Origin of the sequence: Streptomyces sp. NPDC093252 (genome assembly GCF_040683675.1) — a bacterium.
GTDB lineage: Bacteria > Actinomycetota > Actinomycetes > Streptomycetales > Streptomycetaceae > Streptomyces.
Genome location: NZ_JBFBEM010000002.1, coordinates 429,013 through 444,142, shown reverse-complemented (window position 1 = coordinate 444,142; position 15,130 = coordinate 429,013). Strand labels below are relative to the sequence as shown.

Here is a 15,130-nt window from a genome sequence, read left to right as displayed (position 1 = left end):
GTTCTTGCCTTGTCGGGCGTGGCCTCGCCGGGCGCGCCGGGCGATGTCAGGGCGCGGGGTGTCGCGGCGCTCCGGGTGTTGCCGTGCGGATGTCTGCACCGCAGGGTGTCGTCGCGCGGGTTCGCGCCCTGCCGGGCCTGGCTCCGCCGGACGCGCACCGGGAGAAGCTCCCGTGCGGGCTCTCGGCCCGCTGAGCGGGGCCCTGCTGAGCGCTACCCGCCCGGTGAAGTCCGCCCCGAAGGGTGCCGTGCGGCCGGACTCACCGCTATGCCACCGGCCGTCCCCTGGGAAGATGCCGCCGTGCGGGTTCTCACCCCGCCGGGCGCGGCCCCCGCCGAGCGAGCACCGGGAGATGCAGCCGCGCAGGCCCCCGCCCGCCGTGCGGTGCCCCCTCGGAGGGCGCTGCCCCGACGGCTCTCCGCCTGCTGAGAGCGGCCCCGCGGATACTGGCAACGCAGGATGCCGCAGCGCAGGCTCTCGGCCCGCCGGGCGTGGCCCAGCCGAGCGCGCAGCGGGAGAGCCTGCCGCGCGGGCTCTCCCGCCGCCAACGCTGCCCCACTGCCGTGCGCCGCCCTCTGGAAGGCTCCCGTCCCGTACGAGCCGGCCCCGCCGAGTGCTACCCGGCGCCGCCCGGCCGGACCCACCGCTCCACCTCCGGCTGCCCGCCCCCGGCAAGGCGCCGCCCTGTGAGGTTCTCGCCCGACAGGGCGCCACGTCCATCGGCCGCCGCCCCGCAGGGACCCCCGGGACGCCCCCCCCGAGACGAATCCCCCGAGACGCCCCGGGACGACCCCCAGGGATGCCCCCCAAGGACCGCCCCCAGTGCCCGACCCGCACGGAGGAACTGAGGACCCCGGGCCTCGTCTCTCCCCCCCGCCCAGGTCAGCCCCTCAGGACACCAGCCGTCGCCGTATCCGTTCCCCCCCGGCCCGTCAGTCGTCCGTGCGGGTCGTGCCGTTGGCCGGGTTGTCCCGGGGAGCGGAGGAACCGCCGCCGAACCCGCGCCGCACCCGGCTGCCCAGGTCCCCCGCGCCGCCCGCGATGTCGCTGACCAGCTTCATCAGCGGGTCCTTGGAGTCCTTCACCTGGCTGGCGTAGCTGGCCGCCGACTCCCGGAAGGAGTCCGTGACCGAGGTGTCCTTGTCCTCGCCGCGCCGCGGGTAGTGGCCGTCCATGATCCGCTGGTAGTCGCGGGACTCGGCCCACTTCTTCAGCTCGGCCGCGCGGACCGTGGTGAAGGGGTGGGAGCGGGGCAGCACGTTCAGGATCTTCAGGACGGAGTCGCGCAGATCGCCGCCCCGCTCGTACTCCTCCGCCTGCTCCAGGAAGGCGTCCACGTTCATCTCGTGCAGATGGTTGCCGCCGGCGATCTTCATCAGGCCGCGCATCGACGCCTGGAGGTCCTGCCCGACCAGCAGCCCGGCCCGGTCGGCCGACAGCTCGGACTTGCGGAACCACTCGCGCAGCGCCGTCACGATCGCCATGATCGCGACATTGCCGAGCGGGATCCACGCCACCCGCAGCGCCAGATTGGTCAGGAACAGCAGGATCGTGCGGTACACCGAGTGACCGGAGAGGGCGTGGCCCACCTCATGGCCCACGACCGCGCGCATCTCCTCCTCGTCGAGCAACTCGACCAGGCCGGTGGTGACGACGATGATCGGCTCGTCCAGGCCGATGCACATCGCGTTGGGCTGCGGGTCCTGGTTGACGTACATCGGCGGGACCTTCTCCAGGTCCAGGATGTAACAGGCGTCCCGCAGCATGTCGTTGAGATGGGCGAACTGCCGCTCCGAGACCCGCACGGAGTCGGACAGGAACAGCAGCCGGAGACTGCGCTCGGGCAGCAGGCCGCTGAGGGCCTTGAACACCGTGTCGAAACCGCTCAGCTTGCGCAGCGCGACCAGCGCCGAGCGGTCCGCCGGATGCTCATAGGCGCGCGAGGAGATCCCCGGGAAACGGGTGCGCTGCCTGCTCGGCACCTTCTCGTGCCCGTTCGTCGCGTCGTTCTGGTGGCTGTCGTCGGGCATGTCATCCCCCATGTGCGTCTGATTGGCTCTGATGGTCCCGGTGTGCCCCCGAAGCGGAGCCCAGCCCAGGCGGAGTTACCGTGGACGGGCACTACAGCGAAGGAGCCCCCCGTCATGCACCGCAGTCCCGCGACCGCCTGGCTCACCGAGGCCGCGAACGCCGCTGAGCAGCAGGGTGCGGGGAACCTGCTGAGAGTCGTACTGATCGTGATGGTCGTGGGCTGTGTGCTGACTGCCTGGATCCTGTTGCGTGGCTACAAGCGGAAAGACGACTGAGCCGCCGCGAAGGTTCCCCGCCCCCGGCGGACCCGCCCCGGACGGTGCCGCGCGCCCCAACGGCGGAGTCGGCGTGATCGCCGATCGGGTGCCCGCTTACGATGGGCCGACGTCGTTGTCCCGCCCACACCGGATAGGTTCTGCCGAAGATGACTTTCCACAGCGCCGCTGCCCAGTTGGTCACCCTTGCCGCGCCGAGCGAGGAGCACGGCGGCAACCACCAGAGCCTGAACCCCTACTTCGTGGGCGCCAGCGCGCTGGTCATCCTGATGATCCTGCTCTGGATCACCACCCGCTTCAACCGCGACCGCTGAGCCCGCGGACCGGGCCGGTAGGGTCTGCACGCATGGGAGAGCAGGACATGCCCACCGGTCCGGCGCACACCGGCAAGCGCCGCCTGGGCGTCATGGGCGGAACGTTCGACCCGATCCACCACGGGCACCTGGTGGCGGCCAGTGAGGTGGCCGCCGCCTTCCATCTCGACCAGGTGGTCTTCGTCCCCACCGGGCAGCCGTGGCAGAAGAGCCACCGCACGGTCTCCCCGGCCGAGGACCGCTATCTGATGACGGTCATCGCCACCGCCGAGAACCCGCAGTTCTCCGTCAGCCGTATCGACATCGACCGCGGCGGGCCCACCTACACCGCGGACACCCTGCGCGATCTGCGCGCCCTCAACCCCGACACCGAGCTGTTCTTCATCACCGGTGCGGACGCCCTCGGCCAGATCCTCACCTGGCGTGACACCGAGGAGCTGTTCTCCCTGGCACACTTCATCGGGGTCACCCGGCCCGGCCACACCCTCGCCGACCCCGGTCTCCCGGAGGGCGGTGTCTCGCTGGTCGAGGTGCCCGCGCTGGCCATCTCGTCCACGGACTGCCGGGCGAGGGTTGCCCAGGGGGACCCGGTCTGGTACCTGGTGCCGGACGGGGTCGTGCGCTACATCGCGAAACGAGAGCTGTACCGCGGCGAGTGAGCCGAGAGGGGCACCGGTGAACGACCGATTTGACGCGGGGTACGAGGGCCAGTACGAACTCGTCGGCTACGACGCCTACGGGCAGCCCGTGTACCGGCTGGTCACGCCGGAGCAGCCCGCCCAGCCCCCCGTCCAGCAGCCCTACGACCCCTACCCGCAGCAGGGCTACGGCTACGACCCGTACGCGACGGGCCAGCAGCAGACCACCACCCCCGGCTACGACCCCTACGGTACCGGCCCGCAGCCCCCGGCCCCGCCCCAGGGCACCGGCTACGGCACCGCGGGCGCCTATCCCGCCTACGACCAGCCCTACGACCCGTCGTCCTACGACCCGTACGGCCAGGCCGCGACCAGCGGGCAGCAGCCCCTCGTCGCCGAGCAGACCGCCTACATCCCGCAGCAGGCCGGACCGCCCGCACCGCCGGAACCGGCCCCCGTACCCGCCGCTCACGACCCCGCCACCCCGGACGAGGAGCAGCGGCCCGCCCCGGCGGACCGCGACTACGGCACCGAGCAGTTCGCCTTCGTGGAGGAGCCCGACGGCGACTCCGAGGACGTCATCGACTGGCTCGCCTTCACCGAGAACCGCACCGAGCGCCGCGAGGAGGCCAAGCGCCGCGCCCGCGGGCGCCTGATCGCCCTGGTCGTCGTCCTCGCCGTGTTCGCCGCCGGAGGCGTCGGCTACCTCTGGTACGCCGGGAAACTCCCGGGCGCGTCGTCCGGCGGGGAGACCGACGGCACCACGACGGCGGGAGGCGCCCAGAAGCGGGACGTGATCGTCGTCCATCTGCACGACACCCAGGGCGGCGACACCTCCACGGCGCTGCTGGTCGACAACACCACCACCAAGCGCGGCACGACCGTCCTGCTCCCCAACGAGCTCGCCCTCTCCGGCGACGACGGATCGGCCACCACACTGACCAAATCCGTCGAGGACGACGGCTCCGCCGGCACCCGGGACGCCCTCGACACCGCCCTGGGGACCTCCATCCAGGGCACCTGGCGGCTGGACACGCCCTACCTCCAGAACCTGGTCGACCTCGTCGGCAACATCGAGGTCGACACCAACGCCGACGTACCCGACCCCGACGCCGAGAAGGGCGAGGCGCCCCTGGTCCGCAAGGGCTCCCAGCAGACCCTCGCCGGGAAGAACGCCGTCGCCTACGCCACCTACAAGGCGTCCGGTGAGACCCAGGCCGCCCAGTTGGAGCGGTTCGGGCAGGTCATGCAGGGGGTGCTGCGCAAGATGTCGTCCGACGCGCAGGCGGCGACGACCACCGTGCAGACCCTCGCCCAGATCCTCGACCCCTCCCTCACCGACAAGGTCCTGGGCACGTTCCTCGCGGCCCTGTCCGACCTCGCCAAGAGCGGCGACTACAGCACCGAGACACTGCCCGTGGAGGCCGACGGCACCCTGAACGCCGAGGCCAGCGAGGCCGTCGTCAAGGACGTCCTGGGCGGCGCGGCGAAGAACCCCGAGGAGGGCACCGCCGTCCGCGTCTCCGTCCAGAACGCCACCGGCGACAAGGAGCGCACCGAGGACGCGCGCGTGACCCTGCTCAACGGCGGCTTCACCTTTCTGGAGGGCGGCACCGCCTCCGCGGCCGAGGCCACCACCGAGATCACCTACGCCGACGACGCCGACAAGGAGAACGCCACCGAGGTCGCCAAGACCCTGGGCCTGGACACCGAAACGGTCACCAAGGGCGAGGTCACCGGCAACGCGGACGTCACGGTCGTCCTGGGGCAGGACTACGAACCCGCACAGCCGAGCTAATCGCGTGGGGCGGTGTCGGTGGTCCGTGAGACCCTGGAGGGCAAGTGACCACCGACCGAAAGCCGTGTAGTGACCGCTACGGACCGCTCCCTGGAGCTCATCAACACCGCCGCCCAGGCAGCCGCGGACAAGCTGGCCCATGACGTCATCGCCTACGACGTCAGCGACGTACTCTCGATCACCGACGCGTTCCTGCTGGCCTCCGCGCCCAACGACCGCCAGGTCAAGTCGATCGTCGACGAGATCGAGGAGCGGCTCCAGAAGGAGCTGGGCGCCAAGCCGGTACGCCGTGAGGGCGACCGCGACGCCCGCTGGATCCTGCTCGACTACGTCGACATCGTCGTCCATGTCCAGCACAGCGAGGAGCGGGTCTTCTACGCCCTGGAGCGGCTGTGGAAGGACTGCCCCGAGCTGAAGCTGCCCGCCGACGCCGAGGCCACCCGCGGCAAGGGCGCGGAGCACGCCAAGCTACAGGCCGCGGAGGAGGCCACCCAGGCCGGTGAGTGGCGGTGAGCGCCGCCGCTGAGGCCGCCGCCGGGTTCTCGTTCGCGGGGAGCCAGCGGGGCCGCCGGGTCATCCTGTGGCGGCACGGCCAGACGTCGTGGAACGTGGAGCGCCGCTTCCAGGGCACCACGGACGTCGACCTGACCGAGACCGGCCTCCACCAGGCCCGCCGCGCCGCCCGGCTGCTCGCCTCCCTCGGGCCGCACGCGATCGTCGCCTCCGACCTGAAGCGGGCCTCGGACACCGCCGCCGAGCTGGCCGCGCTCACGGGCCTGCCCATCACCCGGGACGAGGCCCTGCGCGAGACCTACGCGGGCGTCTGGCAGGGCCTGACCCACGAGGAGATCATCGACCGCTACGGCGACGAGTACGCGGCCTGGAAGCGCGGCGAGCCGGTACGCCGGGGCGGGGGCGAACTGGAGACCGAGGTCGCCGACCGCGCCGCCCCCGTGGTGCTGCGCCACGCGGAGAAGCTGCCCCCCGAGGGCACCCTCGTCGTCGTCAGCCACGGCGGCACGATCCGTACCACGATCGGCCGCCTGCTGGGCCTGGAGGCCCGGCACTGGGAGAGCCTGGGCGGACTGTCCAACTGCTGCTGGTCCGTCCTCGGCGAGGGCGCGCGCGGCTGGCGGCTGCTGGAGCACAACGCCGGCACCCTGCCCGAGCCGGTCCTCGGCGACGACACCTGAGGCGTCACCCGAGGTGCCGCCCGCGCGCGGGCGGCGGGTCGCGGCTGCACCGGGCCCGGATTTCACTTTCCGGCAGGTCGCAGGCTAAAGTTCTTCTTGTTCGCCCCGCTCGGCGGGGGAACGCGAGGGGCTATAGCTCAGTTGGTAGAGCGCTTGCATGGCATGCAAGAGGTCAGGAGTTCAATTCTCCTTAGCTCCACAGATGAAGATCCCGTCCCGGGCAGGGGCGGGATTTTTCATGTCAGGATTCCCGGTCCGTATTGAGTCGGCAGGGGTCCGTGGGGCGTATAGGACGCTGGGGGCGCCCCGGCCGCGGGTCCGCGCGTCCGCCACAAGGGCCGCGGGCTGGTCGTGGCCGTACTGGTACCCGGGCGTCGCTGACCGTATTGGTCCGGCCGTGGCAGAATCAAACGGCCGGAAGGGGGCGCGGCCCGACGGGAGGGAGTAGCGATGCCTGCGAGCATCCCCAGGGAGGTCGGCCACCTCCTTGGCGAAGCGGCGTTGACACGGGACGCGACCACTCGGCTCGACTGCCCTTCCTGCGGTTCCGCGCATGTGGCCCAAGTCCTCGGCGACAACGGCGGGATCTCGTACGTGTGCACGGCCTGCGGCCACTGCTGGAGCTGATCGATGGGTGCACACAGGCGAAAGTGCGACTGGTGCGGCAGCGGTACGCCGATCGTCCGCGACATGGAACCGATCAACCCCGACTACCAGTACTGGTGCGAGGAATGCGCGCGGGCGCTGATCATAAAGGGCGACCCGATCGAGACATACCGGGAACTTGAGGGCGAGCCGATCTACGGCCGTCTCCTCGAAGAGCACTGCACGCTCAAGCGGTTCTATTCCTTCGTCACGGCCTGACGCCCCGTCAGGCACCGATACGCGGCATTTCCTTACGGGTTGCCGTACACGCCGCCAGGGCGAGGAAGGCGCAGCCGGCCGCCGGGTAGAGGCCGGACAGGATCAATTCCGCGCCGCCCTGATGGAGTTCGGGCCGGTGCGTGCCGTGCGGCACCCACCACAGGGCGTACGAGCAGAACGTCAGAGTCAGGGCCCAGGCCCCCGCGCGCCGCAGTGGGGACCGTGCGAGGCGGGCGCGCGAGCCGGCCAGCACCACCAGCGGCACGCACCACACCCAGTGGTGCGACCACGACACCGGGCTGACGAGCAGCGCGGTCACCGCCGCCGCGCACACCGCGACCGCCCGCCGCCCCCGCGTCTGCGCCACGACCGCCACCGCGAGCCCGCCGAGCCCGGTCAGGGCCGCCGCGAGCAGCCACCAGCCGCCCGGGTCGGCGGTGTGCAGCAGCCGCGCCAGAACACCCCGCAGCGACTGGTTCGCGGTGTCCTCCGCGTACCCGACCCGCCCCGCGCGGAACACCATCTCCGACCAGAAGCGCCCGGAGTCGTACGGCAGCACGGCCGCCGCGAGCAGAGTCGCCCCGCAGAACGCGAGGACCGCCCCGCGGGCCTGCCGCAGCAGGCCCCCCGCCGAGCCCTGCCGCAGCCGCGCGGTGAGACCGGCGGCCAGCAGGAAGACCACGAACAGGGCGGGCGTGAGCTTCACCGCCGCCGCCAGCCCGATGCCGGCCCCGGCCCAGCGGGCGTCCGCGCGGCGCGTGAGATCCCACAGAACCAGCACCGCGAGCAGCAGATTGATCTGCCCGTAGCGCAGGGTCGTCCAGACCGGCTCGCACCACACGGCCCCCGCCGCCACCCACCAGACCGTCCGCGTCCGCCTGTGCCCGGCCAGCCGCAGCGACAGCCGGACGAACACCACCAGCAGGGCCAGGTTCCCGGCGGTCGCCAGGGCGCGCATGACCGCCGTGTCGAGCAGGGTGAGCGGGGTGAACAGGAGCGCGGCGAACGGCGGATAGGTGGTGGGGAGCCGCGCCGCCGTGGTGCGCAGGGCGTACAGATCGCCGCCCGCGCGGACCGTGGCGCCCTCCGCGCGGTACACCATCAGATCGATCATCGACACGTCCGCCGCGCGCTGGGCCAGCCAGAACGCCGTGAACGAGAGCAGACAGGTCCCCAGCGCGACCGGGGCCCGGCGGGGGACTGCGGAGAACGCGATCACGGTCACGGGGGCCGACACTAGCGTCCTTATCGGCACAGAACGGAAATGATTTGGTGCTGCACCCCGTCGAACGTGTAATGTTGGCGTCGCCGCCGGGGGAACCCGGCTGACACCAGCGAAAACACGGTTCGACTACGTGGCGCGCGGGGCTATAGCTCAGTTGGTAGAGCGCTTGCATGGCATGCAAGAGGTCAGGAGTTCAATTCTCCTTAGCTCCACAATCAGCATCACAGTCAAAGATCCCGCCGGATCATCCGATCCGGCGGGATCTTTGCTGTGCCCGTCCTCCGTCACCTCAAGGGATCTGTCTCCTCCAAGGGATCCGTCTCCCCGAGGGGAGCGGCGAAGGACGGGCCGGGTCAGCGGCCCAGGGCGCGGCGCCCGCGGCCCTGGGAGAGCACCGGGAGGTTGCGGGCGGGCGCCTGCGCGCGGGTGTCCTCCTCGATCCGCAGGGCCAGCGCGGGACAGCGCCGTACCGCCCGCAGGGCCTTGGCCTCCGCGTAGCGCGGCACCTTGGCCTGGGCGACCGTCGGGAAGCCGTCGGCGCCGAGTTCGAAGACCTCCGGGAGGATGTCCGCGCACAGCCCATGACCCCGGCACAGCGTCCAGTCGACGAAGATCTTCTGCCGGCTGGGGCCGTTCTCCTCGGACTCGCCGCCGCCCGGGATGCCGGTCGGTGTCCCGCCGCCCTCGAAGAGCGGCAGCACACCCTCCACCGGGCGTCCGCAGCCGTTGCCGAGGACATGCGCGGCGAGATCGTCGGTGAACGCCTTGACGGTCGACTCCAGGAACATCGCCGAGCCGTCCGGATGCGAGCAGGCGCCGCGCCGCTTGACGTTCCTGGCGACCTGCTTGACGGCCTCGAGGGCGGCCGGTCCGCCGCCGTTGAGGATGTCCTCCAGACCGCGCGCGGCGGCGGGCAGCCCGAGGTAGCACGGGCCGCACTGCCCGGCGCTCTCCTCGGCCAGCCACTGGGCGACCCGCAGCGATTCGCCCAGCGGACAGGTCTCCTGACTGATCGGCAGAATGGCCCCGGCCCCGAGCGAACCGCCGACCGCGTCCAGCGAGTTGCGCGAGACGATCGCCTCGTTGACGGTCGCCGCGTCGATCCACTTGCCGTGGTAGCCGCCGGTCAGCACCCCCTGCGGCACCGGCGGCGCCCCGGCGAGCTGGAGGACGTAGCGCAGCGGTACCCCGGTGGGGACCTCGATCACCATGGGGCGGGCGACGGCCCCGGAGACCGTGAGCATGACCGTGCCCGGTTCGTCGTACAGGCCGGTGTTGCCGTAGCGCTCGGGGCCGATGCGGGCCGCGATGGCGAGCTGGGCGAAGGTCTCGGCGTTGGAGAGCAGGGTGGGCGCGCCGCCCACGCCGTTCTGGGAGGCGCTGACCTTGCGGCCGGGCGGGATCGCCGGGCCGCCGTCGATCGAGCGGATCAGGGAGGCCGCCGCGCCCGTGACCATGCGCACCGGGTTGCGCTGGACCCGCGCGCGGAGGACCGAGCGGCGGCCGTTGCTCAGACCGCGTTCGGCGAGCGCTGCCTCCATGGAGCGCTGGGTGGACTCCCGGGTGACCCCCACGACGAGGGTGCGGGCACCGAGGGCCTCGGCGCACAGCAGCGCGCCGTCCAGGATGAGGTGCGGGGCCCGGTTGATGAGGACCGTGTCCTTGCGGCAGGCCGGTTCGTCCTCGCTGCCGTTGACGACCACGACCGGACGGACCCCGCGCTTGATCGCGGCCTCGGCGACCGAGCGCAGCTTCTTGTGGAAGGGGAAGCCCGCGCCGCCGCGGCCCTTCAGACGGATGTTCTCGGCGAGCTTGGCGAGCTGCTCGCCGCCCATGGGGTCGAGCGGCCCGTGCACCTTGAGGTGCATGGGCAGGTCGAGTCGTTCGACAAGGTCGAAGCCCGACGTGAGCTGGGGGAGTCCGACCACGCGGACTTCCGGGACGTCGGGCAGGGCCTCGTTCACCTGGTGCCTCCGGACGGGGTGTTCCAGGGTTCGCCCGAACCCGGCCCCTCGAAGTCGTAGAAGCCGGGCATCGATTCAGTGGCGGGACCGCTGTTGTACGTGTCACCCGGGTTGTACGTGTCATGGACCGTGTTCGACTCACCCGTGTCGTACACATCACGTCCGCCGTACACACCGGCCCCCGGATCGCTGTAGGTGGGGAGGGAGTGACCGGTGTCCTGGAGGGGGTCGTACGCCGACGGCGGAGCCTCGCCGACCGGGGGCGGGGACGGGATCGGCCAGGAGCCGGAGGTGGAACCGCCGGTGTCGGTGCGGGGCAGGGGCTCGGTGCCCCGGAAGTCCGGCAGTTGCCCGCGGGGGGTGGGTCCGGTGGCTCCGGCGGGTCCGACGGGTCCGGAGGCGAAGGGCTGGTCGAAGGGGGGCCCTTCGAAGGACGCCTGCTCGAAGGGCGGCCGGTCGAAGGAACGCTCGTCGAACGAGGGCCGGTCTAGGAGAGGCCGGTCGAGGGAAGACCGGTCGAACGAGGACTGGTCGAACGAGGACTGGTCGAAGGACTGGTCCGGTCGGGCCGGGCGGGAGACGGCCCGGTAGGCGGCGGCGAAACCGGCGGTGGATTCGGGGCCACCCGCGCGCGTGGAGGTGTCGTAGGAGGGGGTCTCCCGGCGTGTCGCGCGCTGCGGCTCGTAGCCGGGAAGGGCACCCGTGGGCTCCCCGGCCCGTGCGCGGGCGGCGTCCAGGTCCTCGCGGCCGGGCCTGTCACCGGTCCCGAGCAGCGCGGTGATCCGGTCGGCGACCCTGCGCTTGACGGGGCGGGGGGCCGCGCGCAGGGCGAGGGCGCCCATGACACCGGCCAGGGACAGGCCGTACAGGAACACGAAGACCGGTTTGGCCTCGCGGCCCGCGTACAGGCCGTGGACGAGGGCGCCGCACCAGGCGGGGTACGCCAGCATGTGCATCGCGCGCCAGCGGGCGGCGACGGGGGCGGGGGAGGCGAAGGCGCCGCGCAGCGCGCCGGTGATCCCCACGAAGATCATCATGAGCCCGGCCAGCGTGCCGAGGCCGATCAGGCCCCCGGTGCTGGTGAAGCCGAGGGAGAAGGGGATCACGGCGGCGATCGGCTCGGTGTGGTCGAGCACGATCTTGGTGGTGATGTGCAGCAGCAGGAAGGCGAGGGCGGCGACGGCCGTGCTGCGGTGCACGGCCTGTCCCACGATCCGCTGGCGGGCGTTCAGCACGATCCGGTCCTGGGCGACCAGGCCCCAGATCACCGAGCAGCTCAGGCACACCAGGGACAGCACGCCGGCGCCGAAGTTCAGGAACTCGCGGAACGCCTCACCTCCGACCAGGACGACCACGGGTATGAGGATCAGGACGGCTGCGGAGGCCGCCCCATAGGCCGAACGCCCCGGCCTGGGGATGGAGCTGGTACTGCGTCGAGGGTTCAGTCGAGGGTTCATGGGGGCAACTCCGAGCGGTTCGGGAAAGCGGTCCCGCTGCCGCACTCTAAGTGGCGCCATACCGATGGGTACGAGGTTTGAGTTATTGCGTTGTTATCAAAGGACCATGTGACCGCTGTGATGCCCCTTAGAGGGGGTTACGCGAAGTAATCCTTGAACCTTGTTCAGGTTCTGTAGGGGGTTACTGGCGGTAGCGTGTGGATTCGGTGAAGGTGACGTCGGGTGACTGGACGGTTCCGGAAGGCCGTCGCAGTCCGCTCGGGGGCTGCGGTACCCTAGCGCCATGCGTGCCGTACGCCTTCTGCTTAGCGGGCCGCGCTGATCAATCCCGACCCACGGTCGTCACACCGTGGCCGGAATCGGCGCGGCGTCCCCTCCTGTGCGAGGGGATTTTTCGTTTCTCGGGATGACACAGCCGCAGGCAGAGACGATCGATGGAGCTTTGAGGATCATGAGCGAGACGAACCCCGCTGCCGCCTCCGAGGCGGTCGCGCCGCACCGCTACACGGCGGCCCTGGCCGCCGACATCGAGGCACGCTGGCAGGACTTCTGGGACGCCGAGGGCACCTACGAGACGCCCAACCCGACCGGTGACCTGGCCGGGGACCCGGCCGTCGTCGCCGAGCCCAAGAAGTTCTTCATGGACATGTTCCCCTACCCCTCCGGCGCCGGACTGCACGTCGGCCACCCGCTGGGCTACATCGCCACCGACGTCTACGCGCGCTACCACCGCATGACGGGCCACAACGTCCTGCACACCCTGGGTTTCGACGCCTTCGGCCTGCCCGCCGAGCAGTACGCGGTGCAGACCGGCACGCACCCGCGCGTCTCGACCGAGGCCAACATCGGCAACATGAAGGCCCAACTGCGCCGCCTGGGCCTGGGCCACGACAAGCGCCGCTCGTTCGCCACGATCGACCCGGACTACTACAAGTGGACCCAGTGGATCTTCCTCCAGATCTTCAACTCCTGGTATGACGACGAGGCCGCCAGGGCCCGCCCGATCGCCGAGCTGATCGCCCAGTTCGAGAGCGGTGAGCGCGCCGTACCCGGCCACGCGCGCGCGTGGCCCGTGCTGACCGCCGCCGAACGGGCCGACGTACTGAGCGGGTTCCGCCTGGCCTACGCCTCCGACGCGCCGGTCAACTGGTGCCCCGGCCTGGGCACCGTCCTGGCCAACGAGGAGGTCACCGCCGACGGCCGCTCCGAGCGCGGCAACTTCCCCGTCTTCAAGGCCAACCTGCGCCAGTGGAACATGCGCATCACCGCCTACGCCGACCGCCTGCTGGACGACCTGACCGCGCTGGACTGGCCCGACGCCATCAAGCTGGCCCAGCGCAACTGGATCGGCCGCTCCGAGGGCGCCCGCGTCGACTTCCCCGTCGACGGCGAGCACATCACCGTCTTCACCACCCGCCAGGACACCCTGTTCGGCGCCACCTACATGGTGCTGGCCCCCGAACACCCCCTGGTCGAGAAGTTCACCCCGGCCACCTGGCCCGAGGGCACCCGCGCGGTGTGGACCGGCGGCCACGACACGCCCGCCGAGGCCGTCGCCGCCTATCGCGCGCAGGCCGCCGCCAAGTCCGACGTCGAGCGCCAGGCCGACGCCAAGGACAAGACCGGCGTCTTCACCGGCGCGTACGCGGTCAACCCGGTCAACGGCGAGCGCGTCCCGGTCTTCATCGCCGACTACGTCCTGATGGGCTACGGCACCGGCGCGATCATGGCCGTCCCCGCCCACGACACCCGCGACTTCGCCTTCGCCCGCGCCTTCGAACTGCCCATGCGCTGTGTGGTCGAGCCCTCCGACGACCGCGGCACCGACCCGTCCACCTGGGACGACGCCTTCTCCTCCTACGACGCGAAGATCGTCAACTCGGCCGGTGAGGGCATCTCCCTGGACGGGCTGGGCGTGGTCGACGCCAAGGCCCGCATCACCGAGTGGCTGGCCCGCAGGGGCATCGGCGAGGGCACCGTCAACTACCGGCTGCGCGACTGGCTGTTCAGCCGCCAGCGCTACTGGGGCGAGCCCTTCCCCATCGTCTACGACGAGGACGGCATCGCCCACGCGCTGCCCGAGTCGATGCTGCCGCTGGAACTGCCCGAGGTCGACGACTACTCGCCGCGCACCTTCGACCCCGACGACGCCGACACCCAGCCCGAGACCCCGCTGTCCCGCAACGAGGACTGGGTCCATGTCACCCTGGACCTGGGCGACGGCCCGAAGAAGTACCGCCGCGAGACCAACACCATGCCCAACTGGGCCGGTTCCTGCTGGTACGAACTGCGCTACCTGGACCCGCACAACGACAGCAAGCTGGTCGACCCGGAGATCGAGCGCTACTGGATGGGCCCGCGCGAGGGCATGCCCCACGGCGGCGTCGACCTGTACGTGGGCGGCCAGGAACACGCCGTCCTGCACCTGCTGTACGCCCGCTTCTGGTCCAAGGTGCTGTACGACCTGGGCCATGTCTCCTCCGCCGAGCCGTTCCACCGGCTGTTCAACCAGGGCATGATCCAGGCGTACGTCTACCGCGACAGCCGCGGTATCGCGGTGCCCGCCGCCGAGGTCGAGGAGCGCGACGGCGCCTACTACCACCAGGGCGAGCAGGTCTCCCGGCTGCTGGGCAAGATGGGCAAGTCCCTGAAGAACGCCGTCACCCCGGACGAGATCTTCGCCGAGTACGGCGCCGACACCCTGCGCCTGTACGAGATGGCCATGGGCCCGCTGGACGTGTCCCGCCCCTGGGACACCCGCGCGGTCGTCGGCCAGTTCCGGCTGCTCCAGCGACTGTGGCGCAATGTCGTCGACGAGGAGACCGGCGCGGTCACCGTCAGTGACACCGAGCCCGACGAGGACACCCTGCGCGCCCTGCACAAGGCGATCGACGGGGTCCGCGGCGACCTGGTGGGCCTGCGGTTCAACACCGCCATCGCCAAGGTCACCGAGCTGAACAACCATCTGACCAAGGCGGGCGGTCCGGTGGCGCGCCCGGTCGCCGAGGCCCTGGTCCTGCTGATCGCCCCCCTGGCCCCGCACATCGCCGAGGAACTGTGGCGCAAGCTGGGCCACACCGACACGGTCGTCCACCGCGACTACCCGGTCGCCGACCCCGCCTACGTGGTCGACGACACCGTCACCTGTGTGGTGCAGGTCAAGGGCAAGGTCAAGGCCCGGCTGGAGGTGCCGCCCGGCATCTCCGACGAGGAGTTGGAGAAGGTCGCCCTGACCGACGAGAAGGTCGCCGCCGCGCTGGGCGGGGCCGGGATCCGCAAGGTGATCGTGCGGGCGCCGAAGCTGGTGAACATCGTTCCCGAGTAGCCCGAATATCCCGGGTAAGGGGATCGTCGGGGCCGGGGGCTGGGGG

At 71.3% G+C, this 15,130-nt stretch carries 12 protein-coding genes and 2 tRNA genes; 10 read left to right on the top strand and 4 right to left on the bottom strand.

Annotated elements, in window-relative coordinates; translation table 11 throughout:
• Positions 1-932: 932 nt before the first annotated feature.
• Complete coding sequence (locus AB0O01_RS05155; protein ID WP_365311068.1) at positions 933-2,030, bottom strand: M48 family metallopeptidase; 1,098 nt, start codon at positions 2,028-2,030, stop codon at positions 933-935.
• A 114-nt stretch (positions 2,031-2,144) separates the two neighbouring features.
• On the opposite strand from AB0O01_RS05155, the gene AB0O01_RS05150 reads away from it, so the two are divergent.
• From AB0O01_RS05150 to AB0O01_RS05115, 8 genes are all read left to right on the top strand, one after another.
• Positions 2,145-2,306 (top strand): hypothetical protein, encoded by a 162-nt coding sequence (locus AB0O01_RS05150; protein WP_365311067.1) that lies wholly within the window; start codon positions 2,145-2,147, stop codon positions 2,304-2,306.
• A gap of 149 nt (positions 2,307-2,455) precedes the next feature.
• Positions 2,456-2,620 carry a hypothetical protein gene (locus tag AB0O01_RS05145; protein ID WP_365311066.1) on the top strand — a complete coding sequence of 55 codons (165 nt, stop codon included), beginning with the start codon at positions 2,456-2,458 and terminating at the stop codon, positions 2,618-2,620.
• 32 nt (positions 2,621-2,652) lie between these two features.
• A complete protein-coding gene (gene nadD / locus AB0O01_RS05140; protein WP_365311065.1) occupies positions 2,653-3,279 on the top strand; it encodes a nicotinate-nucleotide adenylyltransferase in 627 nt (208 codons plus the stop codon).
• 16 nt (positions 3,280-3,295) lie between these two features.
• A complete protein-coding gene (locus AB0O01_RS05135; RefSeq protein WP_365311063.1) occupies positions 3,296-5,056 on the top strand; it encodes an LCP family protein in 1,761 nt (586 codons plus the stop codon).
• 69 nt (positions 5,057-5,125) lie between these two features.
• A complete protein-coding gene (gene rsfS, locus AB0O01_RS05130) occupies positions 5,126-5,569 on the top strand; it encodes a ribosome silencing factor (protein ID WP_365311062.1) in 444 nt (147 codons plus the stop codon).
• Positions 5,566-6,249, top strand: coding sequence for a histidine phosphatase family protein (locus AB0O01_RS05125; RefSeq protein WP_365311061.1), 684 nt, complete (start codon positions 5,566-5,568; stop codon positions 6,247-6,249). Before rsfS ends, AB0O01_RS05125 begins: the two co-directional genes overlap by 4 nt.
• A gap of 126 nt (positions 6,250-6,375) precedes the next feature.
• Positions 6,376-6,448, top strand: a tRNA-Ala gene (locus AB0O01_RS05120).
• A 431-nt stretch (positions 6,449-6,879) separates the two neighbouring features.
• Positions 6,880-7,113 carry a hypothetical protein gene (locus AB0O01_RS05115; protein WP_006136074.1) on the top strand — a complete coding sequence of 78 codons (234 nt, stop codon included), beginning with the start codon at positions 6,880-6,882 and terminating at the stop codon, positions 7,111-7,113.
• A gap of 7 nt (positions 7,114-7,120) precedes the next feature.
• Here the strand turns inward: AB0O01_RS05115 and AB0O01_RS05110 are convergent, their stop codons facing one another.
• Positions 7,121-8,338, bottom strand: a complete 1,218-nt coding sequence (locus AB0O01_RS05110) for a glycosyltransferase 87 family protein (RefSeq protein WP_365311060.1) — start codon at positions 8,336-8,338, stop codon at positions 7,121-7,123.
• A 139-nt stretch (positions 8,339-8,477) separates the two neighbouring features.
• Here AB0O01_RS05110 and AB0O01_RS05105 point away from each other — a divergent pair.
• A tRNA-Ala gene (locus AB0O01_RS05105) sits at positions 8,478-8,550 on the top strand.
• A 141-nt stretch (positions 8,551-8,691) separates the two neighbouring features.
• Here AB0O01_RS05105 and AB0O01_RS05100 read toward each other — a convergent pair.
• Positions 8,692-10,302 (bottom strand): NADH-ubiquinone oxidoreductase-F iron-sulfur binding region domain-containing protein, encoded by a 1,611-nt coding sequence (locus AB0O01_RS05100; protein WP_365311059.1) that lies wholly within the window; start codon positions 10,300-10,302, stop codon positions 8,692-8,694.
• Entirely contained in the window at positions 10,299-11,747 is a 1,449-nt protein-coding gene (locus tag AB0O01_RS05095) for a cytochrome b/b6 domain-containing protein (protein WP_365311251.1), read from the bottom strand. The genes AB0O01_RS05100 and AB0O01_RS05095 overlap by 4 nt, the downstream gene beginning before the upstream one ends.
• 463 nt (positions 11,748-12,210) lie before the next feature.
• On the opposite strand from AB0O01_RS05095, the gene leuS reads away from it, so the two are divergent.
• Entirely contained in the window at positions 12,211-15,084 is a 2,874-nt protein-coding gene (leuS, locus tag AB0O01_RS05090) for a leucine--tRNA ligase (protein WP_365311058.1), read from the top strand.
• The last annotated feature ends 46 nt before the right edge of the window (positions 15,085-15,130 follow it).